28 protein-coding genes are annotated in these 25,030 nt (G+C 60.9%); 11 read left to right on the top strand and 17 right to left on the bottom strand.

All coding sequences use genetic code 11. From position 1 onward, the window contains the following. Nucleotides 1-2: 2 nt before the first annotated feature. The 3 genes from ACIQY3_RS21530 to ACIQY3_RS21520 are packed head-to-tail and all read right to left on the bottom strand — an operon-like array spanning nucleotide 3 to nucleotide 2,070. Complete coding sequence (locus ACIQY3_RS21530; RefSeq protein WP_403023272.1) at nucleotides 3-332, bottom strand: hypothetical protein; 330 nt, start codon at nucleotides 330-332, stop codon at nucleotides 3-5. Continuing rightward, nucleotides 329-871, bottom strand: a complete 543-nt coding sequence (locus ACIQY3_RS21525; RefSeq protein WP_403023267.1) for a thiamine pyrophosphate-binding protein — start codon at nucleotides 869-871, stop codon at nucleotides 329-331. Before ACIQY3_RS21525 ends, ACIQY3_RS21530 begins: the two co-directional genes overlap by 4 nt. Further along, the gene (locus ACIQY3_RS21520; RefSeq protein ID WP_403023263.1) at nucleotides 868-2,070 is read right to left on the bottom strand and encodes a PepSY-associated TM helix domain-containing protein; all 1,203 of its coding nucleotides are present in this window, start codon (nucleotides 2,068-2,070) and stop codon (nucleotides 868-870) included. Before ACIQY3_RS21520 ends, ACIQY3_RS21525 begins: the two co-directional genes overlap by 4 nt. A gap of 423 nt (nucleotides 2,071-2,493) precedes the next feature. Here ACIQY3_RS21520 and leuC point away from each other — a divergent pair, with 423 nt between their 5' ends. Both leuC and leuD read left to right on the top strand, forming a co-directional pair. After that, nucleotides 2,494-3,915, top strand: coding sequence for a 3-isopropylmalate dehydratase large subunit (gene leuC, locus ACIQY3_RS21515; protein ID WP_403023260.1), 1,422 nt, complete (start codon nucleotides 2,494-2,496; stop codon nucleotides 3,913-3,915). Further along, entirely contained in the window at nucleotides 3,912-4,523 is a 612-nt protein-coding gene (gene leuD, locus ACIQY3_RS21510) for a 3-isopropylmalate dehydratase small subunit (RefSeq protein ID WP_403023257.1), read from the top strand. Before leuC ends, leuD begins: the two co-directional genes overlap by 4 nt. A 124-nt stretch (nucleotides 4,524-4,647) precedes the next feature. Here leuD and ACIQY3_RS21505 read toward each other — a convergent pair whose 3' ends face one another. From ACIQY3_RS21505 to ACIQY3_RS21490, 4 genes are all read right to left on the bottom strand, one after another. Continuing rightward, nucleotides 4,648-5,598 (bottom strand): LysR substrate-binding domain-containing protein, encoded by a 951-nt coding sequence (locus ACIQY3_RS21505; protein WP_403023254.1) that lies wholly within the window; start codon nucleotides 5,596-5,598, stop codon nucleotides 4,648-4,650. A 20-nt stretch (nucleotides 5,599-5,618) separates the two neighbouring features. After that, the gene (dctA, locus tag ACIQY3_RS21500; RefSeq protein ID WP_403023251.1) at nucleotides 5,619-6,917 is read right to left on the bottom strand and encodes a C4-dicarboxylate transporter DctA; all 1,299 of its coding nucleotides are present in this window, start codon (nucleotides 6,915-6,917) and stop codon (nucleotides 5,619-5,621) included. A gap of 111 nt (nucleotides 6,918-7,028) precedes the next feature. Further along, nucleotides 7,029-7,904: an alpha/beta fold hydrolase gene (locus tag ACIQY3_RS21495; RefSeq protein ID WP_403023248.1), complete on the bottom strand. Its 876-nt coding sequence runs from the start codon at nucleotides 7,902-7,904 to the stop codon at nucleotides 7,029-7,031. Between the two features lie 244 nt (nucleotides 7,905-8,148). Next, nucleotides 8,149-8,607: a VOC family protein gene (locus ACIQY3_RS21490; RefSeq protein ID WP_403023245.1), complete on the bottom strand. Its 459-nt coding sequence runs from the start codon at nucleotides 8,605-8,607 to the stop codon at nucleotides 8,149-8,151. Nucleotides 8,608-8,861: 254 nt separating this feature from the next. Between ACIQY3_RS21490 and ACIQY3_RS21485 the strand changes: the two genes are divergently transcribed. From ACIQY3_RS21485 to ACIQY3_RS21475, 3 genes are all read left to right on the top strand, one after another. After that, nucleotides 8,862-10,076, top strand: coding sequence for an SfnB family sulfur acquisition oxidoreductase (locus ACIQY3_RS21485; protein ID WP_403023242.1), 1,215 nt, complete (start codon nucleotides 8,862-8,864; stop codon nucleotides 10,074-10,076). Nucleotides 10,077-10,078: 2 nt separating this feature from the next. Further along, complete coding sequence (locus tag ACIQY3_RS21480; RefSeq protein ID WP_403023239.1) at nucleotides 10,079-10,744, top strand: methionine ABC transporter permease; 666 nt, start codon at nucleotides 10,079-10,081, stop codon at nucleotides 10,742-10,744. Between the two features lie 74 nt (nucleotides 10,745-10,818). Beyond that, the gene (locus ACIQY3_RS21475; protein ID WP_403023236.1) at nucleotides 10,819-11,589 is read left to right on the top strand and encodes a MetQ/NlpA family ABC transporter substrate-binding protein; all 771 of its coding nucleotides are present in this window, start codon (nucleotides 10,819-10,821) and stop codon (nucleotides 11,587-11,589) included. A 109-nt stretch (nucleotides 11,590-11,698) separates the two neighbouring features. On the opposite strand, the gene soxR is transcribed toward ACIQY3_RS21475, so the two are convergent. Continuing rightward, on the bottom strand, nucleotides 11,699-12,166 hold the full coding sequence (gene soxR, locus ACIQY3_RS21470; RefSeq protein WP_403023233.1) for a redox-sensitive transcriptional activator SoxR: 468 nt from the start codon (nucleotides 12,164-12,166) through the stop codon (nucleotides 11,699-11,701). Nucleotides 12,167-12,261: 95 nt separating this feature from the next. On the opposite strand from soxR, the gene ACIQY3_RS21465 reads away from it, so the two are divergent. Next, nucleotides 12,262-12,627: an antibiotic biosynthesis monooxygenase gene (locus tag ACIQY3_RS21465; RefSeq protein ID WP_403023230.1), complete on the top strand. Its 366-nt coding sequence runs from the start codon at nucleotides 12,262-12,264 to the stop codon at nucleotides 12,625-12,627. Here the strand turns inward: ACIQY3_RS21465 and ACIQY3_RS21460 are convergent. From ACIQY3_RS21460 to msuE, 4 genes are all read right to left on the bottom strand, one after another. Beyond that, entirely contained in the window at nucleotides 12,624-13,727 is a 1,104-nt protein-coding gene (locus tag ACIQY3_RS21460; protein ID WP_133840632.1) for a sigma-54-dependent Fis family transcriptional regulator, read from the bottom strand. The genes ACIQY3_RS21465 and ACIQY3_RS21460 overlap by 4 nt on opposite strands. Before the next feature lie 22 nt (nucleotides 13,728-13,749). Further along, nucleotides 13,750-14,937: an acyl-CoA dehydrogenase family protein gene (locus tag ACIQY3_RS21455; protein ID WP_403023225.1), complete on the bottom strand. Its 1,188-nt coding sequence runs from the start codon at nucleotides 14,935-14,937 to the stop codon at nucleotides 13,750-13,752. Between the two features lie 137 nt (nucleotides 14,938-15,074). Further along, the gene (gene ssuD / locus ACIQY3_RS21450) at nucleotides 15,075-16,220 is read right to left on the bottom strand and encodes an FMNH2-dependent alkanesulfonate monooxygenase (protein ID WP_054052194.1); all 1,146 of its coding nucleotides are present in this window, start codon (nucleotides 16,218-16,220) and stop codon (nucleotides 15,075-15,077) included. A 10-nt stretch (nucleotides 16,221-16,230) separates the two neighbouring features. Further along, a complete protein-coding gene (msuE, locus tag ACIQY3_RS21445; RefSeq protein WP_123510419.1) occupies nucleotides 16,231-16,794 on the bottom strand; it encodes an FMN reductase in 564 nt (187 codons plus the stop codon). A gap of 391 nt (nucleotides 16,795-17,185) precedes the next feature. Here msuE and ACIQY3_RS21440 point away from each other — a divergent pair, with 391 nt between their 5' ends. The 4 genes from ACIQY3_RS21440 to ACIQY3_RS21425 all read left to right on the top strand — a co-directional run bounded on the left by ACIQY3_RS21440 (nucleotide 17,186) and on the right by ACIQY3_RS21425 (nucleotide 21,406). Continuing rightward, the gene (locus tag ACIQY3_RS21440) at nucleotides 17,186-17,455 is read left to right on the top strand and encodes a hypothetical protein (protein ID WP_403023221.1); all 270 of its coding nucleotides are present in this window, start codon (nucleotides 17,186-17,188) and stop codon (nucleotides 17,453-17,455) included. Between the two features lie 101 nt (nucleotides 17,456-17,556). Then, nucleotides 17,557-18,168 (top strand): LysE family translocator, encoded by a 612-nt coding sequence (locus ACIQY3_RS21435; protein ID WP_403023217.1) that lies wholly within the window; start codon nucleotides 17,557-17,559, stop codon nucleotides 18,166-18,168. Between the two features lie 206 nt (nucleotides 18,169-18,374). Then, nucleotides 18,375-19,532 carry an aminotransferase class V-fold PLP-dependent enzyme gene (locus tag ACIQY3_RS21430; RefSeq protein ID WP_403023214.1) on the top strand — a complete coding sequence of 386 codons (1,158 nt, stop codon included), beginning with the start codon at nucleotides 18,375-18,377 and terminating at the stop codon, nucleotides 19,530-19,532. 65 nt (nucleotides 19,533-19,597) lie between these two features. After that, nucleotides 19,598-21,406, top strand: a complete 1,809-nt coding sequence (locus ACIQY3_RS21425) for an aminopeptidase P family protein (protein ID WP_403023211.1) — start codon at nucleotides 19,598-19,600, stop codon at nucleotides 21,404-21,406. A gap of 45 nt (nucleotides 21,407-21,451) precedes the next feature. On the opposite strand, the gene ACIQY3_RS21420 is transcribed toward ACIQY3_RS21425, so the two are convergent. Continuing rightward, nucleotides 21,452-22,042: a 2-hydroxychromene-2-carboxylate isomerase gene (locus ACIQY3_RS21420; RefSeq protein ID WP_403023208.1), complete on the bottom strand. Its 591-nt coding sequence runs from the start codon at nucleotides 22,040-22,042 to the stop codon at nucleotides 21,452-21,454. A 36-nt stretch (nucleotides 22,043-22,078) separates the two neighbouring features. Next, entirely contained in the window at nucleotides 22,079-22,807 is a 729-nt protein-coding gene (locus ACIQY3_RS21415; protein ID WP_403023205.1) for an SDR family oxidoreductase, read from the bottom strand. A gap of 92 nt (nucleotides 22,808-22,899) precedes the next feature. Here ACIQY3_RS21415 and ACIQY3_RS21410 point away from each other — a divergent pair, with 92 nt between their 5' ends. Beyond that, nucleotides 22,900-23,478: a TetR/AcrR family transcriptional regulator gene (locus ACIQY3_RS21410; RefSeq protein ID WP_403023203.1), complete on the top strand. Its 579-nt coding sequence runs from the start codon at nucleotides 22,900-22,902 to the stop codon at nucleotides 23,476-23,478. On the opposite strand, the gene ACIQY3_RS21405 is transcribed toward ACIQY3_RS21410, so the two are convergent. The 3 genes from ACIQY3_RS21405 to ACIQY3_RS21395 form a co-directional block, all read right to left on the bottom strand. Then, nucleotides 23,465-23,746, bottom strand: a complete 282-nt coding sequence (locus tag ACIQY3_RS21405; protein WP_042560187.1) for a hypothetical protein — start codon at nucleotides 23,744-23,746, stop codon at nucleotides 23,465-23,467. The two genes, ACIQY3_RS21410 and ACIQY3_RS21405, sit on opposite strands and share 14 nt — an antisense overlap. A gap of 173 nt (nucleotides 23,747-23,919) precedes the next feature. Next, complete coding sequence (gene rhtA, locus ACIQY3_RS21400) at nucleotides 23,920-24,807, bottom strand: threonine/homoserine exporter RhtA (RefSeq protein ID WP_403023200.1); 888 nt, start codon at nucleotides 24,805-24,807, stop codon at nucleotides 23,920-23,922. Next, the coding region (locus ACIQY3_RS21395; RefSeq protein ID WP_403023197.1) for a hypothetical protein at nucleotides 24,804-25,030 on the bottom strand (227 nt) is incomplete at its 5' end. The genes rhtA and ACIQY3_RS21395, both read right to left, overlap by 4 nt.

Genomic DNA, 25,030 nt, shown 5'->3' with positions numbered 1-25,030 from the left:
GTTCAGGGCGCCTCGATGTCGGCTTGGTCGATTTCGACCACGTGGCCGGGACCGGCGTCGAACAGCACGTAGAACTCGGCGCCGGGTTTCTTGAACACCAGGGTCGAGTCGGCGCCGAGTTTGCCCGGCACGAGGATGGTTTCGTCGTAGCCGATCACGTCCAGGGTCACCCCCGGTGCGCCGCTGCCGTCGGAGAAACCGCCGGTGCATTTGATCTGCTCGGCGTCGATGGCCTTGCATTCGCACATCGGGTTGTGGGCGAGGGCGCTCGCACTGAAACCGGCGCCGAGCATCAGCAGCGCGACGCGCAGCGGGCGAGAAAAGTTGATCATGGTTTGCCTCCTTGTTTGTTCAGCCAGGCGATGGTGGCCGGGGATGCCTGGCTCAGGGGGATCGAGGCCTGATGCATGCTGCCGTCCCAACCTTCCATGGTGATCCACAGTTCAGCGTCGGCCGGGGTTTTGACCGGCACCGGCAACGAGGCGCCCATGCGGTAGGGCGTGCCGAAGAAAATCACCCCGGCGGCGCGCAGGCTGCGGGGTTTGCCGATGCGCAGGTACGTGGCTTTGACCTGTTCGACACAGGCGTTGCACAGGGCGGCGTTGAAGTTTTTCAGGTGACTGGCTGCGCCGTCCGGGCGTGGTGCTTCGTCGCGAAGCTCGGCCAGACGCAGGCTCCACGGGCCGACCTGAATCTCGCCGATTTCCCGTTCGCCCAGGCCGCTGTCACCGCGAAGCAGCGAGGCTTCGCTGAAGTATTTGGGCATGAAACCCAAGGGGATCAGCAGCAACAGGATGTTCAAGTGGAAACGCCATTTGTGCCAGAACACACTCAGGCGCGACGGTTGCGGGGCGACGGTGGTTTTGCTCACAGGCTGGCCTCCGAAGTTTCGCGGCTGATGCTTGATTGCGCCGCGGCGGTGCGCTGTTTTTTATCGCTGCGCTTCAGCGCATTGGCGGTGGCCAGGGCGGTGCGTTTGGTCCAGATCAGCAGGCCGCTAAGGACCATCATGCTCAGCACCAGGCCAAAGAAGAACCAGATCAGCTTGATCCACAGCCCACCGAAATCCCCGGTGTGCAGCGGTCGCATGGACTCGGTGACGAACTCCAAAGCGGTGCGGTCCGACAGCAGTCGCGAAGCGGCGATTTCACCGTTGTACGGGTTGATCGTCGCGGTCTGGAACATCAGCGGATACCAACCGCGGCCACCGATGTCGAGGTGGCTGTAACCATTGCCCGGCAGGCTGACAAAACTGGCTTCGAGCCCGGGAATTTTCTGCATGGCGATGTCAATCGCGCGATCCAGATCGATGCGCGGTGGCGGCGAGCCGTCGGCGGAGAGCGGCACCGCTTCACGGGACATGGCAGGAATGACTGGCTCGCTGGAGATGGAAATCTGGTTGTCGTACAGCAGGGCTTCAATCAGGAACCACAGACCGGTGACGGAAATCACGGCGATGAACCAGATCGACCAGATGCCGCTGAGGCGGTGAAAGTCGCCCCAGAAAATCCGCGCCCCGTGACGAAAGCGCAAAGTCGGCTTGAAGAAGCCTTTCCAGAATTTCTTGTAGACCACCAGCCCGGTAATCAAAGAAACCAGCAGCGGCAAGCCGAGGAACGAAACCAGGTACCAGCCCCAGCTGTAGCCATTGGTGAACGGCACCAGCCACCAACCATGCAAGGCGCGGGTGAATTGTTTGAAGTTGAACGTGGGCGCAACGCCCTGAATCACCCCGGTATACGGGTTGACGTAGACCGTCACCGAACGCCCGTCGGGATAACTGACGCTCACGTCGAGGGCGAAGTGCGATTCGTCGGGGCGCTTGATGGATTGAACCAGGGTCAGGGGTTCAGCTTTCTTGAGGGCCGCGAGGACCTGGTCATAACTGAGCCGTTGCGCGTCGTCCGATGGCGGGCTGGCGCGCATTTGCGGGTTGGCCAGCCAGACGATTTCCTGGCTGACGACCGCCAGGGTACCGGTGACGCAGACGATCAACACGAAAAACCAGATCGGCAGCGCCAGCCAGCTATGGACGAGAAACCAGAGTTTGGAACGGGATTTCTTCGACATGATTAAAGGTCTTGTTTCGATGAAAGGACCTCTACTGCGGGCTTCGCAGCGTGAGGGTCCTCGAAAAGCCCGGCCGTGGCTTTTGCCTACGCGACCGGGCTGCATCTAGATAAGACGGATGAGCAATGAAAATCCCGAAGGCTTATATGAAAGTAAATGTTTCGCGTTCGCCGATCACCCGGGAGCCCTTGTGGGAGCGGGCTTGCTCGCGAAGGCGTCGTGTCAGGCGACATCACTTTGCCTGACCCACCGCTTTCGCGAGCAAGCCCGCTCCCACAGGGGGGGCGATGTGTTTACTCGGGAGCGCTATTCAACACGAACCATGGTTCACGGAATCACTCTCCAGCCATTGATGGCCAACCCCCGCTCCCTATGATGGAACCCAGACGCCTGCGGCGTACCGTCCTCTGAGCGAGTACTTCCATGACCCCAGCAAGAACCCTCTACGACAAACACATCGATGCCCACACGGTGTGTCGCCTCGATGACCAGGGCCACGTCCTGTTGTACATCGATCGCCAGGTCATCAACGAATACACCAGCCCGCAAGCCTTCAGCGGTTTGCGCGAGGCCAGGCGCGGGGTCTGGCGCCCGGAAACCGCGCTGGCCGTGGTCGATCACGTCAACCCCACCGCGCCGGTGCGCATCGCCGCGATGCCGGATGCCGGCGGGGCGCGGCAGGTGTCGTACCTGGCGGAAAACTGCCGGGATTTCGGCATCGAACTGCTGGACATCCTCGACAAGCGCCAGGGCATCGAACACGTGATCGCCCCGGAGCAGGGTTTCATCCTGCCGGGCATGGTGATCGCCGCCGGTGACAGCCACACCACCACCTATGGCGCCCTCGGCGCTTTCGGTTTCGGCATCGGCACCTCGGAAATCGAACACCTGCTGGCGTCCCAGACCCTGGTCTACAAACGCCTGAAAAGCATGCGCGTGACCGTGGACGGCGAACTGGCCACCGGGCTGACCTCCAAGGATGTAATCATGGCGCTGATCGGCCAGATCGGCGCATCCGGCGCCACCGGGTATGCCATCGAATTTCGCGGCTCGACCATCGATGCCTTGAGCGTCGAAGCGCGGATGACCATCTGCAACATGGCAGTGGAGGCGGGAGCGCGCGGCGCGTTCATGGCGCCGGACGAGAAAGTCTTCGCCTACCTCAAGGACAAATCCCGCGCGCCCAAAGGTGAATTATGGGATCGCGCGGTGGAGCAGTGGCGCCACTTGCACAGCGACGCGGATGCGCAGTTCGACCGTGAGGTTTTTCTGGACGCCAGTGTGCTGGAACCGATGGTCACTTGGGGCACCAGCCCGGACCAGGCCTCGCCGATTGGCGCTAGGGTCCCGGATCCGCAAGACGTCAGTGACCTGATCCTGCGCCAGGACATGCGTCGCGCCCTCAACTACATGGGCCTGGAGGCCGGCATGCCGTTGAGCGATATCGTCATCAGCCATGCTTTTATCGGCTCCTGCACCAACGCCCGCATCGAAGACCTGCGCGATGCCGCCAGCGTGGTGCGCGGCAAACACGTCGCCGAGCATGTGCGGGCGATGATCGTGCCCGGCTCCACTGAAGTGCGGGATCAGGCCGAAGCCGAAGGCCTGGCGGCGATCTTTATCGATGCCGGGTTCGAGTGGCGGCAGTCCGGCTGCTCGATGTGCCTGGCGATGAACGACGACGTGCTCGCGCCGGGTGACCGCTGCGCGTCCAGCACCAACCGCAATTTCGAAGGCCGCCAGGGCGCCGGTGCCCGCACGCATTTGATGAGCCCGGCGATGGTCGCCGCCGCCGCGATCACCGGTCGCCTGACCGACATCCGTCATTTTGGAGAACGCGCATGAGCCAGCAACCCTTCACCCAGGTCAGTGGCAAAGCCGCGCCGATGCTCGCGGCGAATATCGACACCGATGTGATCATGCCCAAGCAATTCCTCAAGGGCATCGACCGCGCCGGGTTGGATCGTGGGTTGTTTTTTGATTTGCGGTTCCTGCCGGACGGTTCGCTTAATCCTGAATTCGTGCTCAATCAACCGGCCTGGCAAGGCGCGAGTTTCATGGTGGTCGGGCCGAATTTCGGCTGCGGATCGAGCCGGGAACATGCGGTGTGGGGCTTGAAACAGATGGGAGTTCGGGCGTTGATCGGCTCAAGCTTTGCCGGGATTTTTTATGACAACTGCCAGCGCAATGGGGTGTTGTTGATTACGCTGGACGAGCCGGTATTGCAGCGGCTGGGCCGGGTCGTCAGTCAGCCCGACAGCGCGCAAATCAGCGTAGACCTAGAGGCGCAAGAGATTCGTCTTCAAGGTGAAGTCATTCCGTTCCAGATCGATACCTTGCGCAAGACCGCGTTGCTGCTGGGGCTTGATGCCATTGGCAGCACGTTGCAGCGAGCCGAGCAGATCATAGCCTTCGAACGCGAGCATCTGGCGGCCAACCCCTGGTTGAGCTGAATGCAAATCCCCTGTGGGAGCGGGCTTGCTCGCGAAAGCGTCGTGTCAGTCACCATCAACCTTGACTGACACACCGCTTTCGCGAGCAAGCCCGCTCCCACAATTTTGGATTGTGTTGGCCGGGCTACACCGACAACCCCTTGAAATGCTCCTGCAAAAACTCCACACACGCCCGCAACTTCCCGGAATACGCCAACCGCGTCGGATACACCGCCCACACATTCGCACTCTGGGTGTAATCCGCCAGCACCTGCACCAACCGTCCTTGTTCCAGCAACGGCTTCACATCCCACAATGAGCGCAGCAACACCCCGCGCCCATCCAGTGCCCACTGCAAGACAATCTCGCCGTTATTCGACGACAGCGGCCCGCTGACCCGCACGCTCTCCTGAACCCCGTCACGCTCCAGGTTCCAGATGCCGAACGCGTTGTCGCGCTCCTTGATCACCAGGCAGTGATGCTGTTCCAGATCCGCCAGCATCTGCGGCGTCCCGTGGCGTTGCAGATACGCCGGCGCCGCGCACAACACCCGCCGATTGCTCACCAGGCGCCGGCCGATATGCTGGCCGGGAATGTCATCGCCGACGCGGATTTCCAGATCGAACCCTTCGCTGACGATGTCCACCACCCGATCGAACAGGTCCAGGCGAATCTCCAGTTCCGGATACCGCTCGGCCAGCAGCGAAACCGCCGGCGCCACATGGTTACGGCCGAAACCAAAACTGCTGCACAAATGCAGACGCCCGCGTGGGCTGTCGTGGGCGTCGGAGAGTTCGTCGTGGAGTTGCTGGAAGTCATCAAGGATGCGCAGAGCCCAGCGCTGCACCCGTTCGCCGTCTTCGGTCAGGGCGATGCGGCGGCTGGTACGATGCAGCAGGCGGGTGCCGAGGGTGGTTTCGAGAATCTGGATTCGTTTGCTGACGTAAGCGGGGGACAGGCCCAACTCATCGGCCGCTGCGGCGAAACCGCTTTTGCGGATGACGGTGAGCAATACACGCAGGTCTTCGGGTAGGGGCACGGTGTCTTTCTTGGTGGTCATGACAGAACGAGCACTGGCGGCATGAGCCGCCAGCATAGCATCGGTGTGTGGGCTTTCTATTCAGCGGAGAGCTTGGCCGCGGCCCGGGCATGTCGCCCACGCTTGAGGGCAATCGGCGCCATTTTGCTGCGGTCGAGTTCACCCTCCCATGCCGCCACCACCAGCGCTGCGACCGCGTTGCCGATGATGTTGGTCAGGGACCGGCATTCCGCCATGAATCGGTCGACACCGAGGATCAACACCATCGCCGCCACCGGCACGGTCGGCACCACCGCCAGGCTCGCCGCCAAGGCAACGAAACCTGCACCGACCACCGCGCCGGCACCTTTGGACGTGAGCATCGCCACCGCCAGCAAGGTCAGTTGCTGCTCCAGCGTCAGGTCGATATTGGTCGCCTGAGCGAGGAACAACACCGCCAGGGTCATATAGATGTTGGTGCCGTCCAGGTTAAACGTGTAGCCGGTCGGCACCACGATGCCGACCACACCTTTCGATGCGCCGAGGCTTTCCAGTTTCTGGATCAACTGTGGCAGCGCCGATTCCGAAGAGCTGGTGCCGAGCACGATCAACAGTTCAGCCTTGATATACGCCAGCAGTTTGAAAATGCTGAACCCGGCGTAACGGGCGATGCTGCCCAGCACACAGGCGACGAAAATAAACGCGGTCAGGTAGAAAGTGCCGATCAGTTTCAGCAGCGGCAGCAACGAGCCGAGGCCGTACTTGCCGATGGTGAACGCAATCGCACCAAACGCGCCGATTGGCGCTACACGGCTGATGAAGCCGACGATGCGGAAAAACACCTCGCTGGCCTGATTGATGATGCCCACCAGCGGCCGGCCCTTTTCCCCGACCATCACCAGCGCAATCCCGAACAGCACTGAAACGAACAGCACCGGCAGAATTTCACCCTGGGAGAACGCCTCGAAAAACGTCGTCGGAATCACATGCAGCAGAAACCCGGTCACGCCTTCGCCGTGTTGCGCCTGGCCGACGAAACCGGCGATGGCCGTTGAGTCCAGCGTCTTCACGTCGATGTTGAAACCGGCGCCCGGATGCAACGCATGCGCAGCGAGCAACCCGATCAGCAGCGCGATGGTCGAGACGATTTCGAAGTACAGCAACGCCTTGCCGCCGACCCGGCCCACCTGTTTCACGTCGTGCATGCTGGTGATCCCGGAGACCACGGTGCAGAAGATGATCGGGCCGATGATCATCTTGATCAGCTTGATAAAGCCGTCGCCCAACGGCTTGAGATCGATACCGACCTGGGGCCAGTAATGCCCGATCGCAATGCCAAGGGCGATGGCGATAAGCACCTGCACATAGAGGGTTCCCAGCAGTTTTCTGATTGTCATTTTTATTATCTCGAGACGGTTTTTGGGCATGACGATCCCGCGCGGGCCAGTAACGGCCCGCGACGGGAGGTGGATTCAGGTCAGGCTGTTGCGGGTGTCAACGCAGGGCTGTCAGTGCAGGAAAGGCAGGACCTCGGCGAGCAGCAGTTCGGGGGCTTCTTCGGCGATGTAATGGCCGGCGGGCAACGCTTTGCCACGCACGTCGGTGGCCACCAGTTGCCATTCCTTGAGCGGCTCGAAGCAACGGCCGACGGTGCCTTCAGCGCCCCACAGCACCAGCAGTGGCAGGTTCAAATCGCGGCCAGCGTCGATATCCGCGCGGTCGTGGTCCAGATCGATGCTGGCGCTGGCGCGGTAGTCCTCGCAGATCCCCCGCGCGGTGCCGGGCAGTTTCAGGCAACGCAGATATTCGCCGAACGCCTCGGCGGTGAACGGCTTGAGCCCGGCACTGCGGCTACCCATCACGCTGCGCAGGTAGGATTCGGGATCGGCTTCGATCAGGGTTTCCGGCAACGGCGCCGGGCGGATCAGGAAGAACCAGTGCCAGTAAGCGCGGGCGAACGCTTCGTTGGTTTGCGCGTACATCGACAGGGTCGGGGCGATGTCCAGCAATACCATGCGTTGCACGGTGTCGGGATGGTCCAGCGCCAGGCGATGGGCGACACGAGCGCCACGGTCGTGGGCCAGCACCGAGAACTTATCGAAGCCCAGGGACCGCATCAGCTCGACGCCGTCCTTGGCCATTTCCCGTTTGGAATAGTTAGTGTGGTGATCGTTGGCCGGCGGTTTGCCGCTGTCGCCATAACCGCGCAGGTCGGCGGCGACCACGGTGAAATGCTCGGCCAGTTGCTCGGCGATCTTGTGCCAGATGACGTGGCTCTGCGGATGACCGTGCAACAACAGCAGGCCCGGCCCGGTGCCACCGATGCGGTAGGCAATGTCCACGCCGTTGACGTGGCGCTGGTCTTTCAGGAATCCGGCGAACATGGGGAATGACTCCTTGTTGTAGTTGCCTGCATCCTGAAATTGTTGAGCGGTTACGGCAAGGCGCAAAGCGTGGGGTGGTTGTTCATGAAGTGTGTTGAAGCAGATCGGCGGTGTCTGGGAGGGCGCCTTCGCGAGCAAGCCCGCTCCCACAGGGGATCGGCCGTGTACACAAAATGTGTGTTCAATCCAATCCCCTGTGGGAGCGGGCTTGCTCGCGAAGAGGCCCGATCAGGCGCTGAAAACTTCAACCCTGCTGGAACATCTCCTTCGCCCGCTGCTCAATCTGTTCCTGGGTCAAATCTTCCTTGCGCGTCGCCAGAAACCACAAATGCCCATAGGGATCCTTCAAGGTCCCCGAGCGGTCGCCGTAAAACTGATCCTTGACCTCGGACACCACCGTGCCGCCGACCGCGATTGCCTGTTTGTAGGACTTGTCGACATCGGTCACGTACAGGTGCAACCCCACGGACGGTGATGTGTCCGGGTTGCTCAACGGCCCCTGATCGCATGGCGTGCCGAGCATGATCGGGCAGTCGCCGATGCGCAGTTCGGCGTGGCCAATGCCGCCGTCGGGCATGCTCAGGCGCATGACTTCGATGGCGTTAAAGGCTTTTTTGTAGAAGTCGATGGCTTCGGCGGCTTTCTGGATGCCGAGGTAGGGGGTGATGCTGTGATAGCCCTCTGGAATGGGGTTGACGCTCATAACGGTTCTCCCTTTTTGTTGTGGATTGAAGGTGTTCCTTCGCCGATTTCCGGTCGCATAACTATAGGTCACGGTCATTAGCGTCACCGAGTGCCCGACGAGCAGCAACGCCACTGTTCAGCCATCAACAGTGAAGCAGCAGATTGCTCGGGTTTATCACTGAAAAGTCCGCTGAACCCCCGAAAACATTGGCCCATACACTCGGCACAGAAGCTGCAATGACTCCCTCAAAACCCTGTTGTCGAGAGTCGTGTATGCCTGAATCTGCCGTTTATCCGATCAACCCGCCGGCCGCCCATCGGATCGCCGACGAAGCCGAAGCCCTGCGGGTCGCCGAACGCGTAGCCGCCGTTTTGCTGGAGCACGACGCCGAGCGCGACCGCACTCGCCAGGTGCCTGCGGAGATCGTCGATCTGTATTCCAACAGCGGTTTGTGGGGCATCAGCGTGCCGAAGGAATTCGGTGGCGCGCAGGTGTCCTACGCGGTGCTGGCGCAGGTGATTGCGATTATCTCGGCGGCGGATCCGTCCCTCGGGCAGATCCCGCAAAACCACTATTGCCTGCTCGAAGACATTCGCCTGCAAGGCACGCCGGCGCAGCAAGCGCACTTCTTCGAACTCGCGCTGCAAGGGCATCGCTTCGCCAATGCGTTGTCGGAAACCGGCGGCAAGAACGTGCAGGACATTCAAGCGACGATCCGCCGCTACGGCGACGGCCATGTGATCAACGGGCGCAAGGGTTATTGCACCGGTTCGCTCTACGCCCATTGGCTGGCGGTGCTGGCCGTGGACGAAGAGGAGAAGGGCCAGTTGTCGTTCGTCGAGCGCGGCACGAAAGGGCTGGTGATCGTCGACGATTGGGACAGCATCGGCCAGCGCACCACCTCCAGCGGCACGGTGTTGGCCGAAGACCTGCACGTCGCACCGTTCAATGTGTTCCCGACCTATCGTTCGTATGAAAGCCCGACCCTGGCCGGCCCGTTCGCGCAATTGACCACCGCCGCCATCGACGCCGGCATCGCCCGCGCGGCCCTGCGCGACACCATCGCCTTCGTCCAGCAATTCGCCCGGCCATGGATCGACGCGGGGGTGGAAAAGGCCAGCGAAGACCCGCTGACCATCATTCAGGTCGGAGGCCTGGAGATTCGCCTGGAAGCTGCCGAAGCCTTGCTCGAACGCGCCGGTCGCGCGCTGGATGCGGCACGTCCGGCGCCGGATGAAGACAACGTCGCCCGCGCTTCACTCGCGGTCGCCAAAGCCAAAGTGCTGACCACCGAAATCGCCATCGAGGCCAGCAACAAACTCTTCGAACTCGGCGGCACCCGCTCGACCCTGAAGAAACACAACTTCGACCGCCACTGGCGCAACGCGCGGGTCCACACCCTGCACGATCCGGTGCGGTGGAAGTACCACGTGGTCGGCAACTGGTTGCTCAACGGCGTCAAACCGCCACGCCACGACTGGTCCTGACCATGGCCGAGTGGTTAAAGAACATCTATTGGGCCGACATCGCCCAGGCCTGTCTCGACACCCTGACCATGCTCGGTGCCGCCCTTGGTTTTACCGTGTTGCTCGGGTTGCCGCTGGGGGTGGTGCTGTTCCTCACCGGCAAGCGCCAGTTGCATGAAGCGGTCGGGGTTTACCGGGTGTTGTCGGTGATCGTGAACATGCTGCGCTCGCTGCCGTTCATCATTTTGCTGATCGTGCTGATTCCCCTGACCACGCTGCTGGTGGGCACTTCGCTTGGCGTGCCGGGGACGATTCCGCCGCTGGTGGTGGGCTGCACGCCGTTCTTCGCGCGACTGGTGGAAACCGCGTTGCGCGAAGTCGATCGCAGGGTGGTGGAAGCGACCCAGGCCATGGGCGGCACCACTTGGCAAATCATTCGCCACACCTTGTTGCCGGAAGCCCGGGGCGGGTTACTGGCGGCGGTGACGGTCACCGCGATTGTGCTGGTGGATTACACCGCGATGGCCGGGGTGATCGGTGGCGGCGGGCTCGGCGATCTGGCGATCCGCTACGGCTATCAACGGTTCCAGACCGATGTGATGGTGGTCACCGTGGTGTTGCTGCTGATCCTGGTGCAAGCCCTGCAAATGACCGGCGACCGCCTGGTGGCGCGTTACAGCCGACGCTAATTATTCGTTTCGACAAAACAATCAGGCCCCACGTCCACCCCACGACGGCCACTCAATCTGCCTTGGAGCACAGCATGAAAAAGACCCTGGCCATTCTGGCTGCCGTCCTGTCGTTCAGCGTTCACGCCAACGAAAAACTCATCGTCGGCGCCACCCCGGTGCCGCACGCGGAGATCCTCGAATTCGTCAAACCGACCCTGGCCAAGGAAGGCGTGGACCTGGACATCAAGGTCTTCACCGACTTTATCCAGCCCAACCAGCAACTGGCGCTGAAAAACCTCGACGCCAACTATTACCAGTACCGCCCGTTCCTCGATGATTTCAACAAGACCCGCCACACCGATCTGGTGCCGGTGGTCGGCGTGCACATCGAACCGTTTGGCGCTTACTCGACCAAGATCAAGAACATCAGCGAGTTGAAGGATGGCGCCACTGTGTCGATCCCCAATGACCCGGTGAACACCGGCCGTGCGCTGGTGCTGCTGCACGAAGCGGGGCTGATCAAACTCAAGGACCCGAGCAACACCCTGGCCACGCAACGGGACATCATCGACAACCCGAAACACCTGAAGATTCGTGAACTGGAAGGGGCGTTGCTCGCGCGTTCGGTGAGCCAGGTGGATTTGGCATTCGTGTTTGCCAACTACGCGTTGGAAGCGGGGATCGACACCAACAGCGCGTTGATCGTCGAGAAGGGCAAGAGCCTGTACATCGAGTTCCTGGTCGCGCGCCCGGACAACATCAACGACCCGCGCATCCAGAAACTGGCCAAGGCGTTGAATTCCGATGAGGTTCGGCAGTTCATATTGACCCGCTACAAAGGGCAGATAGCACCAGGGTTTTAATGAACGGTTGACCACCAGGACGCCTTCGCGAGCAAGCCCGCTCCCACACTGGATCTGTGGCGCTCACAAATCCCCTGTGGGAGCGGGCTTGCTCGCGAAGGCCGCACCGCTATTCCGGGTCAGACTCCGATTCCAACAGCCGCGCCCCCGTCCCACGCTCCCCCAGCACATCGCCAAAGTTGCGCAACGGACACGCCTCCATCGACAAACACCCACAGCCGATGCAGCCATTGAGCCGGTCCCGCAACAAGGTCAGTTGGTGAATCCGCTGATCCAGGTCCCGGCTCCACTGCGCCGACAACACCTGCCAGTCCGCCGCCGTCGGCGCGCGGTTGTCCGGCAACGCCTTCAACGCCTCGGCAATCTCCGCCAACGGAATCCCCAGCCGTTGCGCCACCTTGATCAACGCCACCCGCCGCAACACTTCCCGGGGATAACGCCGTTGGTTGCCCTGGTTGCGATGGCTTTTGATCAAACCCTTGGTTTCATAGAAGTGCAGGGCGGTGACGGCCACGCCGCTGCGGGCGGCCACCTGGCCGACGGTGAGTTCCTTGTGCAGGTTTTCCGAGGTGACCATCTGAAAAAAGCCTCTTGACCTCTAGTTAACTTGAGGTTTTACCCTGCAGGCCTTCGGATCGCAAGATCCGGTTTTAAGGTGAGTGGGGACTATTCATGCAAACGTCAGAGAAAAACCGCAGTTTCACCCAATTGATCGAATTCGAGATCGAGCCTCATCAACAACCCGCGCTGGTCTCGGCGCTGTCCGCCCAGACCGAGCGCCTGGCCCAGGATTTCAGTGGTTTCCTGAGCGCGAGCATCCAGGCCAGCGACGATGGCCGGCGGGTGCTCAATTACCTGCAATGGCAGTCCCGCGAGGCCGGGGAAGCCGCGTTCCAGCGCTTTGAAAGCGGCGAGCAGGATTTCTGGCAACTGATCCGCGCCCATCAGGCGAAAACCGTGACCTTCGGTTCATTCCAGGTGCTGCACAGCCTGGAGCGCAGTCACGATGATGCGCTGCACTGCAATCTAGTGAACTAGATCGACAACTGCATCAAGCGTTCGCCCTGCACATTCTCCGTGGGTCGGCGCTTGTTCACCGCCAGTTCGCCGATCTTGATCAACCGCGTGCGGGTCACGTTGCGGCTCAAGCCGAGCAGCGCGGCGGTGTGCACCTGGTTGTAATGACTGAAGCGATACGCCGCGCGCAACAACGCGTCTTCGACTTTTTCGTGCAGCGCCCCGGCCTGTTCCTCGAAGAGCTTTTGAAACGCGCGGTCGAGCAGGGCTTCCGGTGAATCGTCGACGGTGCCGTGGTGATCGTCCTGGCGTTCGATGCGCATGTTCGACAGGCGCAAGTCATCCCGTTCGATCACGCCGTTGCGGCAGATCAGCAGGGTGTGGTGAATCACGTTTTCCAGTTCGCGGATATTGCCCGGCCAACTGTAGCTGCGCAGTTTCAGCTCGGCTTCTTTGCTGATGGTGACGGTGCCGTAGCCGAGGCGCTGGCTGTAGGCTTCGACGAAGTGGCGGGTCAGCGGCAGGATGTCGCCGGGACGGTCGCGCAATGGGCTCAGTTCCAGGCTGACCACGTCGAGGCGGTAGTACAAATCCTCGCGGAAATGCCCGGCGTTGATGGCTTTCTCCAGTTGCACGTTGGTTGCCGCCAGCACCCGCACGTCGATGGGGATGCTCTTGCGCGAGCCCAGGCGCACCACTTCACGCTCCTGCAACACCCGCAGCAACTTGACCTGGATCGCCATCGGCAAATCACCGATTTCATCGAGGAACAAGGTGCCGCCATCCGCCTCTTCGAACCACCCGGCCTTGGCGCTCAACGCGCCGGTGAACGCGCCTTTTTCGTGGCCGAACAGCTCGGCTTCCACCAGGGATTCGGAAAACGCGCCGCAGTTTACCGCCACGAACGGTCGGTTGCGTCGGGCGCTGAGGTTGTGGATATGCCGCGCCACCAACTCCTTGCCGGTGCCGGTTTCACCGATGATCAGCACGCTGGCTTCACTCGGTGCGACCTGTTGCAAATGCGCGAGCAAGGCCTGGGATTTCGGGTCTTCGAACACCTGCGCGGTGGCGCGGATCGACGTAGCCAGGGCGGGCGAGGGCGGTAGGGTCAGCAGTTGCATGGCAGGCTCCATGAAGAGAGGGTTAGGAATAGAAAGTCGGAATCGGCAGGGACTGGTTCAACGCCCAATCACCCAGTTCATGGAGTTTGTAATCCACCGGGTCGTGCAGGGTTTGCGTACGCAGGTTGCGCCAGTGTCGGTCCAGTCGCAGCGAGGCGTGGGTCGAACGGGCGCCGGTCACTTCGAACAGTCGGCTACAGAGTTCCAGGCCATTGCGGGTCGCGGCGACCTTGGCCGTGGCAATCGCCGTGGCGAGATGCCCGCGCTCTTCGGCGCTGAGATTCGGGCCCTTGGCCCAGGCCTTGTCGAGCAGGTCGGCGGCGCGCTCCACCAGCAACCGAACACCTTCGAGGGCGACCCAGAACTCGCCGTAATGGGCGAGCACATACGGATCTTCGCGCACATCCTGGGTGCTGGATTTATGCCAGGGCCGGGTTTCGGTGAGGGTGTATTGCCGCGCTTCTTCGAAGGCACCTTCGGCGATGCCGAGGAACATATGCGTGAAGGTCAACTGCGCGATCAAGGGCCGCAGGCAGGCGAACGGGGTACTCAACGGTCCGGGATCGAGCAGCAATTCCGACTCTTCGACCCGCACCCGTTCGAAGGTGGCACTGCCGCTGTCGGTCTGGCGCTGGCCCATGTTGTTCCAGTCGTTGTGCAGGGTGATGCCGCTGCGACCGCTGGGGATCGCGGCGATCAACAGCTTGCCGCCAGCGCTTTCGTCGACCGCCGAGGCGATCAGCATCTGTGAATCGCTGGCGCCGGAGCAGAAGCTTTTCTTGCCGGAAAACTCGCGCCAGCCGCCGAGGTTTTTCACCACGGTGCGGGTGTCCAGCGGGTTGAGGGCGTTGCCCCAGAACCAGTTTTTGCGCGCGGTTTGTTCGAACCATGGCTGCCACTGTTCGGGTTTGGCGAACAGGCGCACGGTGGCGAGCATCAGGTGATGGAAACCGAAGACGTGGGCAATCGAACTGTCGACCTTGGCGAACTCGCGCACGATGTTCAGGGTTTCACTCCAGCTCGCGCCGAGGCCGCCGTACTGGGTGGGAATGCTCAGCGCGAGCAAGCCGCTGTTGCGCAGGGCGTCACGCTCGGCCTTCGGCGTACCGCCGCGTTCGTCGCGCTCGACGGCGGTCAGGGCAAACTCAGCCGCCAGTTGGCGGGCGGTGTGCAAGGGAGAGAGCAGGGCGCTTTGTGGTTTGGCCGTCACGCGGGGGTTCCTTATTGAAATCGACGCAGATCCCCTGTGGGAGCGGGCTTGCTCGCGAAGACGGTGTGTCAGTCGCCATCATTGTTGACTGACCCACCGCTTTCGCGAGCAAGCCCGCTCCCACAGGGATATCAGGGTCAGGCGGAAGCTTTTGCCGGCAGCACATCATTGGCAATCATTTCGCCAAACGGCCCGGTGAGGTTGGTCACGCCACGTCCCGCGAGGCTGGCATACGGCTCCGGCAACAGCGGGAACACCAGTTCGGCGAAGCGATAGGCTTCTTCAAGGTGCGGATAACCGGAGAAGATAAAGCTCTCGATCCCCAGGTCCGCGTATTCCTTGATCCGCGCCGCCACTTGTTGTGGATCGCCCACCAGCGCCGTCCCGGCCCCGCCGCGCACCAGGCCGACGCCGGCCCACAGGTTGGGAGCGATTTCCAGGTTGTCGCGCCGCCCGTCATGCAGCGCCGCCATGCGCCGCTGGCCTTCGGAGTCAAAACGCGAGAACGACTTCTGCGCCGCCGCGATGGTTTCATCGCTGATGTGCTCGATCAGTTTGTCCGCGGCTTTCCACGCCTCTTCGGCGGTTTCGCGCACGATCACATGCAGGCGAATGCCGAACTTCACCGTGCGCCCGTTGCGCGCGGCACGCTCACGCACATCGGCGAGTTTTTCCGCCACGGCGGCCGGTGGCTCGCCCCAGGTCAGGTACACGTCCACTTGCTCGGCGGCGAGTTCATGGGCCGCTTCCGAAGAACCGCCGAAGTACAGCGGCGGATAGGGTTTCTGCACCGGCGGATACAACGCCTTGGCATTTTGTACCTGCAGGTGTTTGCCTTCGAAGTCGACGGATTCGCCTTGCAGCACCCGACGCCAGATGTGCAGGAATTCGTCGGTGACTTCGTAGCGCTCGCTGTGATCGAGGAAGATTCCGTCGCCACGGTTTTCATCCGGGTCACCACCGGTCACCACGTTGATCAGCAAGCGGCCGTTGGACAAGCGATCCAGCGTTGCAGCCATGCGTGCCGAAACCGTCGGCGAGATGATCCCCGGACGAATCGCCACCAGATATTTCAGGCGTTCGGTCAACGGCACCAGCGCCGAAGCGATCACCCACGAGTCTTCGCAGGAACGCCCGGTGGGGATCAGTACGCCGTAGTAGCCAAGGCTGTCGGCAGCTTGCGCCACTTGTTTCAAATAGTTGAGCGTCACCGGGCGGGCGCCCTGGGTGGTGCCCAGGTAATGGCCGTCGCCATGGGTGGGCAGAAACCAGAAAACATCCATGAAGAGATCCTTAAGCGATTTTCAGCAGATTTTTGGGGTGCACGCCAAACAGTGGCGCGGCGCGTTCTGCAGCAAGACGAATGCGGGCCTTCAAGGGCTCACTGGTTATTTGATAATTCGAGAAATCGGCCTCGGTGGCGTACACGCCAATCGGCAGGGTCAGGGCCTGGAAGAAGCTGAACAGTGGCCGCAGTTGATGATCGAGCACCAGGGCATGGCGTTCGCTGCCACCGGTGGCCGCCAGCAACACCGGGGTGTTGATCAGCGCATTCAGGTCGATCAGGTCGAACAGGTGCTTGAGCAGGCCAGGGTAGGAACCGCGATAAACCGGCGCGGCGACGATCAGCAGGTCGGCGCTTTCGATGGCTTGCAGCTCGGCTTCGATCTCGGCACTCAGTTCCTGACGGGCGAGGGCGGCGCCCAGTGGTCGGGCGATGTCGCCCAGTTCGATCAACTTGCTCTCGATCGGCAATTGTTCGCCAAGTTCGGCCAGCAGAGCCTGGGTCAGCACCAGCGTGCGGGACGGACGCCAGGTACCGCCGGAGAGGGCAACGACTTTCAATGGACGCGACATGATCAGTTCCTTTTTAAACAGTTGCTCAGGGAGCAGTGAATAGTCACTGGGCTTGAGCAAGACCTGTACCAATCCTTCGAAGCCCCGTATTCCGGGGCTTTCAGCGTTGCGCTCGACGCGAACTGTGTGACTGGCAGGGCCATTTGTTGAATGACTGTTGCCAGGCCAACAGTTGCGTGGGCAACAGCAGGTGAAGCGATGCCGTTGTTATAAAGGCTTGTTGTTATTCCGTAAAAGATCATTAAAAGATATTTATAGATCTTTATTGAATATGTAGTGCTCCGGTCCCGTGGTCCCTGATACCCACTATCGAGAGCGTTGATTTCTGCCGAACGCAGGCCGGGCGTAGCCTTCACCCATCGCCAAACACAACTTTGTCAGGACGCTCCCCATGAACCGCTTTCTCACTGTTTCCTTGCTGCTCGCCGTCTCCGTCCTCGCCGGATGTGCCAGCCATGTTTCGCCGGAATTGCGTCCCTACACCGCCGAAGAAACCAAGGAATTGGCGCTGGAAGCGTTGAATCGCCAGGGGTTGTCCTTCGAGGAATACCACGCGAAAAAAGCCGCATTGCTCGGCCAACCGCAGAAGTCCTTTGGCTTCGATAGCCAGGGCGAAATGAACGCGGAACGGGCCGTACACCTGCACGGTCGTCCAAGCTGAATCGCGACTGTACTGCTCGAACTTTTACCCAACTGTCCGTGGGTTTCCCGCAAGGCGTGCGATAGGGTCAATACCTGACTGACCCTGACGGACTGCCACCCATGCTCTCGCTCGATTTGCTGCTGGGCTTCGCCCTGTTTGCCCTCGTGACCTCGATCACTCCCGGCCCGAACAACACCATGTTGCTGGCATCGGGCGTGAACTTCGGCTTTAACCGCACGATCCCCCATATGCTCGGCATTACCTGCGGCTTTTTCGTATTGGTGGTTGCGGTGGGTTTTGGCCTGGGCGCGGTGTTTCAAACCTATCCGTTGCTCTACACCATCTTGCGCTACGTCGGCGCGGCGTATTTGCTGTACCTGGCGTGGAAAATCGCTCACTCCGGGCCGGTGTCCGAGAGCGAACAGGGCGAAAGCCAACCGATCAGTTACCTCAGCGCCGCGGCATTCCAGTGGGTCAATCCCAAGGCCTGGATCATGGCCATCGGTGCCATCAGCACCTACACGCCGATGCAGGGCTACTTCACCAATGTGCTCGTGATTGCCGCAGTGTTTGCCTTGATCAACCTGCCGAGCGTCGGCGTGTGGGCGGGTTGCGGCACGTTGTTGCGCAATGTGTTGAAGGATCGCCGCTGGTTGCGGATCTTCAATTGGGGCATGGCCCTGCTGCTGGTGGCTTCGCTGTATCCGTTGTTGATCGAAAGCTTTAGCTGACGCATTGCTTCAACCGGTTGGCCGATGCCTGTTAAGCTCGACTTCAGGAGCGTTCCTACGCACTTTTAAATGAAGTTGTTCTTCTTTAACGGCCTCCGATCAGGTATTGCTGGGGTGCGGATAATTCGGCGTCGCCCACAAGGTGGCGCTTTGAACTGTCCAGTGACGAGCCTCCTGATCCCGGAACACGCTCTGCGAGTCTTTTTATGAATAAACGTCCGTTGTATTTCGACTACGCCGCCACCACGCCGGTGGATGAGCGGGTCATCAAGGTCATGGTCGAGTGTCTGGGTTTCAACGGCAATTTCGGCAACCCGGCGTCCAGCTCCCATGCGTTTGGCCAGCAGGCCCGGCAATCGGTAGAGCAGGCGCGCCAGCAAGTGGCCGAATTGGTAGGCGCCCAGGCCGATCAGATCGTCTGGACCTCCGGCGCCACCGAATCGAATAACCTGGCGCTCAAGGGCGTCGCCCAGGCCCGAGGCGTGTCCGGCGGCCACATCATCACCAGCCAGATTGAACACAAGGCAATTCTCGACACCGCGAAACAATTGCAGGACGCCGGTGTGGCGGTGACCTATCTGGTGCCTGACGCCGAAGGCCTGATCACCCCGCAAGCGGTCAGCGAAGCCATGCGCGACGACACTTTCCTGGTGTCGCTGATGCTGGTGAATAACGAATTGGGTACGGTCAACGACATCCCGGCCATCGGCCAGGTGGTGCGCAATCGTGACGCGTTGTTTCACGTTGATGCGGCCCAGGGCGCGGGTAAAGTCGTGATCGATCTGGCCGAATGGCCGGTGGACCTGATGTCGTTCTCGGCGCACAAGATCTACGGTCCAAAAGGCATCGGCGCGCTGTACGTCGGCCCACGGGCGCAACAGCGCTTGCAGGCGCAGATCCACGGCGGCGGTCACGAGGGCGGCTTGCGTTCCGGCACCCTGGCCACACACCAGATCGTCGCCATGGGCGAAGCGTTTGCGCTGGCGGCGAGCTTGTTCGATGACGAGAAAGCCACCATCGTGCATCTGCGCGAGCGCTTGCTCGAACAACTGCTGAGCCTCCCCGGCGTGCGCCTCAACGGCAGCACGACCCAACGTATTCCCCACACCTTGAGCCTGACCTTCGGCGAAGGTGAATTCAACGCGGCGACGCTGGGCCATTCGATCGCGTTTTCCGCGACCTCGGCCTGCAATTCCGCAAGTAACGCGCCATCCCATGTGCTGCTGGCCCTGGGGCACGATGCCCGCTCGGCTAGTCGCACCATCCGCTTGAGCCTCGGGCGATTCACCACCGAGCAAGATATCGACCAAGCGATCGAACTGATTAAAGCGGCCAATGCCAGCGCTCCGGCGTTCTGGCAGTAAGTCGTTAAAGCGCCGACTCAGATCGGCACTCAACAATAATGATGAAGTGGTTAGCAGGAGACATGATGAGTACGCAGCCTTTGACCAATGGATTGGTACCCCAGCGCCTGGCGCAAACCCGTGAGCTGATGAACCGCGAGGGCATTCACGCCCTGCTGGTGCCGTCGGCCGACCCGCACTTGTCGGAATACCTGCCGGGTTACTGGCAAGGTCGGCAATGGCTGTCGGGTTTCCACGGTTCGGTGGGCACCCTGATTGTTACGCCGGATTTCGCCGGTGTCTGGGCCGACAGCCGTTACTGGGAACAAGCGAGCAAGGAGCTCAAGGGCAGCGGCATCGAACTGGTCAAGCTGCAACCGGGTCAACCCGGTCCGCTGGACTGGCTGGCCGAGCAAACCCCGGAAGGTGGTGTGGTTGCCGTCGATGGTGCAGTGATGGCCGTGGCCTCGGCACGCACGCTGGGCGGCAAACTCGAAGAACGCGGTGCGAGTCTGCGGACCGACATCGACCTGCTGAGCGAAGTCTGGAGCGATCGCCCGAGCCTGCCGAACGAACCGATTTATCAACACTTGCCGCCGCAAGCGACGGTCAGCCGTGGCGAGAAGCTCGCCAAGCTGCGCGAGGTGTTACAAGAGCGCGGTGCCGACTGGCATTTCATCGCGACCCTCGACGACATTGCCTGGCTGTTCAACCTGCGCGGCGGCGATGTGTCGTTCAACCCGGTGTTCGTGTCCTTTGCCTTGATCAGCCAGCAGCAAGCGACTTTGTTTGTGGCTCTGAGCAAAGTCAGCGCCGAACTGCGCGCGATCCTCGAACAGGACGGCGTGACCCTGCGCGATTACAGCGAAGTGGCCGATGCCTTGCGCGGCGTGCCGAGCGGCGCGAGTTTGCAAGTCGATCCGGCCCGCGTCACCGCCGGTTTGTTGGATAACCTGGACAGCGGCGTCAAACTGCTGGAAGGGCTGAACCCGACCACGTTGGCCAAGTCCCGCAAAAGCCTGGATGACGCTGAACACATCCGCCAGGCCATGGAGCAGGACGGCGCGGCGCTGTGCGAATTCTTCGCCTGGCTGGAATCGGCCTGGGGCCGAGAGCGCATCACCGAACTGACCATCGACGAACACCTGACCGCCGCCCGTACCCGGCGTCCGGATTATGTGTCGCTGAGTTTCAACACCATTGCCGCGTTCAACGCCAATGGCGCGATGCCGCACTACCACGCCACCGAAGAAGAACACGCGGTGATCGAGGGCGACGGCCTGTTGCTGATCGACTCTGGCGGCCAGTACCTCGGCGGCACCACCGACATCACCCGCATGGTGCCGGTCGGCACGCCAACCGACGAGCAGAAACGCGATTGCACGCGAGTGCTCAAGGGCGTGATTGCCTTGTCCCGTGCGCAATTCCCTCGGGGTATCTTGTCACCGTTGCTGGATGCCATCGCGCGCGCGCCGATCTGGGCGGAGAGCGTGGATTACGGTCACGGCACCGGGCATGGCGTCGGCTACTTCCTGAACGTTCACGAAGGCCCGCAAGTGATTGCCTATCAAGCCGCCGCGGCACCGCAAACCGCGATGCAGCCGGGGATGATCACCTCCATCGAGCCAGGGACGTATCGTCCGGGTCGTTGGGGAGTGCGGATCGAAAACCTGGTGTTGAACCGTGAGGCAGGCAAGAGCGAGTTCGGCGAATTCCTGAAATTCGAAACCCTGACCCTGTGCCCGATCGACACTCGCTGCCTGGAACCGTCGTTGCTGACTGAGGACGAGAAACAGTGGTTCAACGCCTATCACGCTGAGGTGCGCGAGCGCTTGAGCCCGTTGCTCGATGGTGCGGCGCTTGAGTGGTTGAACACGCGGACCGCGGCTATCTGATCGACTTGAGTTCAGGCGCTCGCTCGAGCGCCTGGCTCATGCCATTCAGCTCAGGGCTTCGAGAACGAAGTCCAGTCGGTCCTGGCCGAAGAACAGCTGATTATCGATAAACATGCTCGGCGCACCGAACACGCCGCGTTGCACGGCTTTCTCCGTGTTGTCCTTGAGGGTGGCTTTGACTTCCTCATCGGCGGTCAGGGCCAGCACTTCGTTCGGGTCGAAATCGTTTTCCTTCAATACGGCCGCGACGGTCGCCGGGTCATCGAGGCTGCGGCCTTCAACCCACAACGCCTTGAACAGACAATCGATAAACGCTTTGAAACGTTGCGGATGACGCAATTGCACGCCGGTGACGGCACGCATGAGCATCAGCGTATTAATCGGGAAATGCGGATTGTACTTCAGCGGTACGTCGTAACGTTTGGCGTAACGGTCCAGGTCCTGAAACATGTAGCGACCCTTGGCCGGGATCATCGCCGGTGAGGCATTGCCGGTGGCTTTGAACACGCCGCCCAGCAGCATCGGAATATAGGTCAGTTGACTGCCGGTCTGCGCGCAGATCTTAGGCAGTTGGGTGTACGCCAGGTAGGTGGCCGGGCTGCCGAGGTCGAAGTAAAACTCCACGGTTTTGCTCATGGTTGATGCACTCTGCTTATTGTTATTGGGGAGGGCTTACCAGCGTTCGTTCCAGGGGCGCAGATCGAGCTCGAAGGTCCAGGCGTCCCTCGGCTGACTGTGCAGGTACCAGTAATTTTCGGCAATGTGCTCGGGGTTGAGAATGCCATCCTGATCCTTGGTCGCGTATTTTTCCGGAAAGCTTTCGCGGATGAAGTCGGTGTCGATGGCGCCGTCGACCACGACGTGGGCAACATGGATGTTCATAGGGCCCAGCTCCCGGGCCATGCTTTGGGCGAGGGCGCGAATGCCGTGCTTGGCGCCGGCGAATGCGGCAAACCCCGCCGCGCCGCGCAGGCCTGCGGTAGCGCCGGTAAACAGGATCGTGCCCCGTTGGCGCGTCGCCATGCGCTTGGCCACTTCGCGAGCATTCAGGAAGCCAGAAAAGCAGGCCATTTCCCAGATCTTGAAATATTTGCGGGCGGTTTCTTCGAGGATGCTGCACGGCACATTGGCGCCGATATTGAAGACGAACGCTTCGATGGGACCGATCTGGGTTTCGATCTGCTCCACCAGCGCAATCACATCCTCTTCCTTTCGCGCATCGCAGGCGAAACCATGGGCTTCGCCGCCGCTGGCCCTGATGGCGTCCACCAATGGCTGGAGTTTGTCGGCGCTGCGACGGGTGACGCAGGCGATGAAGCCTTCCTGGGCGAAACGCTTGGCAATGGCGCCGCCGGTAGCATCTCCTGCGCCGACAACCAGTACGACCTTCTTGTTATTCATGGGTAGATCCCTTTGGTAAACGATCGTTAACTGAACGAACGTTATGCTACGATCCGCCCAGCGTCAAGGCGATCAATCCCGAGGACAAGGCAATGCGTTATTCGCCCAATCACAAGCTGGAAACCAAAGAAAAATTGCTGGAAAGCAGTTCCGTGTCGGCCAAGAAGTCGGGTTTCGCCACGGTCGGTGTCGACGGTTTGATGAAGGCGATCGGCTTGAGTGGCGGGGCGTTCTACAGTCACTTCTCGTCGAAGGATGAACTGTTCGCGGCCATCGTCGAGCGAGAGCTGTGCCAAAGCCTCGACCGATTAGGCGGGCGTGGTGAGCAGGATTTTGCCAGGCTCGAGCGCTGTCTCAAGCATTACTTGAGCATGGCTCATGTCGAGCAGCCAGAGGCCGGGTGTGCGTTGCCGGCGTTGGGGGCGGAGATTGCTCGTTCAGAGCTGGTGGTACGCCAGCAGGCAGAAATCTGGATTTGTCGGCTTCAGGAGAGTTGGGCGCGGATTCTGGAGAGCGACAGCCTGGCCTGGGCGATTCTGTCGCAATGCATCGGTGCACTGGTGGTGGCGCGAATGTTGGCCACTACGGATATCCAGCGAACCGTGCTGCAGTCCAGTCAAGACGAGATTGGCCGCCAGATTGCCGGGCGGCTTCCAGCTACTTGCAAATGACGATCATGCTGCGGCTGGTATAACCGGCGGGGTTGAGGCCGAACGGATAGTCACCCGGTTCTTCCACGCTGTCCCCCGATTTGGCGATGACCTTGTAACCTTTGGGCGCACACGAGTTGGCGGCGCTGGTGTAGCACTTGTCCCAGGAGGACGAGAGCCCGGAACAGTTGATATGCAGCCCTTTCTTGCCGTGTTTGACCTGGGTTTTCGAGGTCGCCGCGCAGCCCGCAACTGCAAGTACGGCGATCAGTATCAAAATTCGTTTCATTACTGTCCTTATAACGGCCCGGATCTGGCGCCCGGGTCTGGCTGCGTTCGCTTTTGCTTTCGCTTGACGCGCTCCGATGTCCCTATCTGAAAAAGTCCATGTGTGGCACTGGGTTGCGGGCCTAAACATGGCCTAATTGGGCGGCAAATACCAGAGCTTCGTCAAATCCGGTATCAATCTGCCGCGACCGCAGGCTTGGCGGTACTCCCCATGGTCATGGTTGCGCCGACGGAAGCCAGAATGATGCACAGGATGGCCATCCACTGTGACAAGGAAAGGTACTCGTGGAGGAACAACAAGCCCGATAGCGCGCCGATTGCGGGTTCGATGCTCATCAATGTGCCGAAGGTGCGTGCCGGCATCCGGGTCAGTGCGACCATTTCCAGGGTGTAGGGCAGGGCGGTAGAAAGAAGGGCAACGCCGATGGCAACAGGGATCAGCGAGGGTGTCAGCAAAGCGGCACCCGCGTGGACGATGCCGATAGGCGCGACAAAGAGTGCGGCAATTATGACGCCCAGGGCTGCGGTGGTTACACCGTTGTCGGCGCCGGCCTTTTGGCCAAACAGAATGTACAGCGCCCAGCAGGCACCGGCCCCGAGTGCATAACCTGCGCCCACCAGATCGATTCCTGCAGATGTCGCTCCTGTAGGTATCAGTAGCAGCAAGCCGACGGCGGCGAGTGCGATCCAGAGAAAGTCGATGGCGCGACGTGAGGCGTAGATGGCGACAGCCAGTGGCCCGGTGAACTCCAGGGCCACGGCGATTCCGAGCGGGACCGTGCGCAAGGACATATAGAAGAGGAAGTTCATGCCACCCAGCGCCATCCCGTAGATGATGACGGTGCGAAGGGATTTCGCGGTGAGCTTCGCGCGCCAGGGGCGCAGTATCAGCAGCATGATCACGCTGGCAAAGATCAGTCGCAGGGTGGTGGTGCCTTGAGCGCCGACAACGGGGAACATGCTTTTGGCCAGGGAGGCGCCGGACTGGATCGATGCCATGGCTATTAATAGCAGGCCCACCGAAAAGAGGGTCGAGGCAAGGCTGCGGGGTTGGTCATTCATTGCAAGGCATCGTCCAAGGCAGGAAGCAAAAGTGTTGTTTTATGTGTTGGGCAATATACTGCGCATTCGTTGCGGTCGCGTCTATATATAAGCAGGGTTTTTACGCTTCCTGATAGAAAAGCTAAGTCAGGGGTTGACGGCAGATTCTGGAAGTCTATAATTCGCCCCACTTCCGGCGCAGTCGAAACGGAAAACTCCTTGGTAAACAAAGAGTTACGCAGGT

This window comes from Pseudomonas sp. NPDC096950 (assembly GCF_044762525.1).
Taxonomy (GTDB): Bacteria; Pseudomonadota; Gammaproteobacteria; order Pseudomonadales; family Pseudomonadaceae; genus Aquipseudomonas.
The sequence above is the reverse complement of the archived record's forward strand: the minus strand, read 5'-3'. Positions and strand labels throughout refer to the sequence as shown.

Bases quoted from the DNA above. Each gene is read 5' to 3' on its own strand.
- ACIQY3_RS21530 (WP_403023272.1), bottom strand. From the start codon at position 332: ATGATCAACTTTTCTCGCCCGCTGCGCGTCGCGCTGCTGATGCTCGGC.
- ACIQY3_RS21520 (WP_403023263.1), bottom strand. From the start codon at position 2,070: ATGTCGAAGAAATCCCGTTCCAAACTCTGGTTTCTCGTCCATAGCTGG.
- leuC (WP_403023260.1), top strand. From the start codon at position 2,494: ATGACCCCAGCAAGAACCCTCTACGACAAACACATCGATGCCCACACG.
- leuD (WP_403023257.1), top strand. From the start codon at position 3,912: ATGAGCCAGCAACCCTTCACCCAGGTCAGTGGCAAAGCCGCGCCGATG.
- ACIQY3_RS21505 (WP_403023254.1), bottom strand. From the start codon at position 5,598: ATGCTGGCGGCTCATGCCGCCAGTGCTCGTTCTGTCATGACCACCAAG.
- dctA (WP_403023251.1), bottom strand. From the start codon at position 6,917: ATGACAATCAGAAAACTGCTGGGAACCCTCTATGTGCAGGTGCTTATC.
- ACIQY3_RS21495 (WP_403023248.1), bottom strand. From the start codon at position 7,904: ATGTTCGCCGGATTCCTGAAAGACCAGCGCCACGTCAACGGCGTGGAC.
- ACIQY3_RS21490 (WP_403023245.1), bottom strand. From the start codon at position 8,607: ATGAGCGTCAACCCCATTCCAGAGGGCTATCACAGCATCACCCCCTAC.
- ACIQY3_RS21485 (WP_403023242.1), top strand. From the start codon at position 8,862: ATGCCTGAATCTGCCGTTTATCCGATCAACCCGCCGGCCGCCCATCGG.
- ACIQY3_RS21480 (WP_403023239.1), top strand. From the start codon at position 10,079: ATGGCCGAGTGGTTAAAGAACATCTATTGGGCCGACATCGCCCAGGCC.
- ACIQY3_RS21475 (WP_403023236.1), top strand. From the start codon at position 10,819: ATGAAAAAGACCCTGGCCATTCTGGCTGCCGTCCTGTCGTTCAGCGTT.
- soxR (WP_403023233.1), bottom strand. From the start codon at position 12,166: ATGGTCACCTCGGAAAACCTGCACAAGGAACTCACCGTCGGCCAGGTG.
- ACIQY3_RS21465 (WP_403023230.1), top strand. From the start codon at position 12,262: ATGCAAACGTCAGAGAAAAACCGCAGTTTCACCCAATTGATCGAATTC.
- ACIQY3_RS21460 (WP_133840632.1), bottom strand. From the start codon at position 13,727: ATGCAACTGCTGACCCTACCGCCCTCGCCCGCCCTGGCTACGTCGATC.
- ssuD (WP_054052194.1), bottom strand. From the start codon at position 16,220: ATGGATGTTTTCTGGTTTCTGCCCACCCATGGCGACGGCCATTACCTG.
- msuE (WP_123510419.1), bottom strand. From the start codon at position 16,794: ATGTCGCGTCCATTGAAAGTCGTTGCCCTCTCCGGCGGTACCTGGCGT.
- ACIQY3_RS21440 (WP_403023221.1), top strand. From the start codon at position 17,186: ATGAACCGCTTTCTCACTGTTTCCTTGCTGCTCGCCGTCTCCGTCCTC.
- ACIQY3_RS21435 (WP_403023217.1), top strand. From the start codon at position 17,557: ATGCTCTCGCTCGATTTGCTGCTGGGCTTCGCCCTGTTTGCCCTCGTG.
- ACIQY3_RS21430 (WP_403023214.1), top strand. From the start codon at position 18,375: ATGAATAAACGTCCGTTGTATTTCGACTACGCCGCCACCACGCCGGTG.
- ACIQY3_RS21425 (WP_403023211.1), top strand. From the start codon at position 19,598: ATGAGTACGCAGCCTTTGACCAATGGATTGGTACCCCAGCGCCTGGCG.
- ACIQY3_RS21420 (WP_403023208.1), bottom strand. From the start codon at position 22,042: ATGAGCAAAACCGTGGAGTTTTACTTCGACCTCGGCAGCCCGGCCACC.
- ACIQY3_RS21415 (WP_403023205.1), bottom strand. From the start codon at position 22,807: ATGAATAACAAGAAGGTCGTACTGGTTGTCGGCGCAGGAGATGCTACC.
- ACIQY3_RS21410 (WP_403023203.1), top strand. From the start codon at position 22,900: ATGCGTTATTCGCCCAATCACAAGCTGGAAACCAAAGAAAAATTGCTG.
- ACIQY3_RS21405 (WP_042560187.1), bottom strand. From the start codon at position 23,746: ATGAAACGAATTTTGATACTGATCGCCGTACTTGCAGTTGCGGGCTGC.
- rhtA (WP_403023200.1), bottom strand. From the start codon at position 24,807: ATGAATGACCAACCCCGCAGCCTTGCCTCGACCCTCTTTTCGGTGGGC.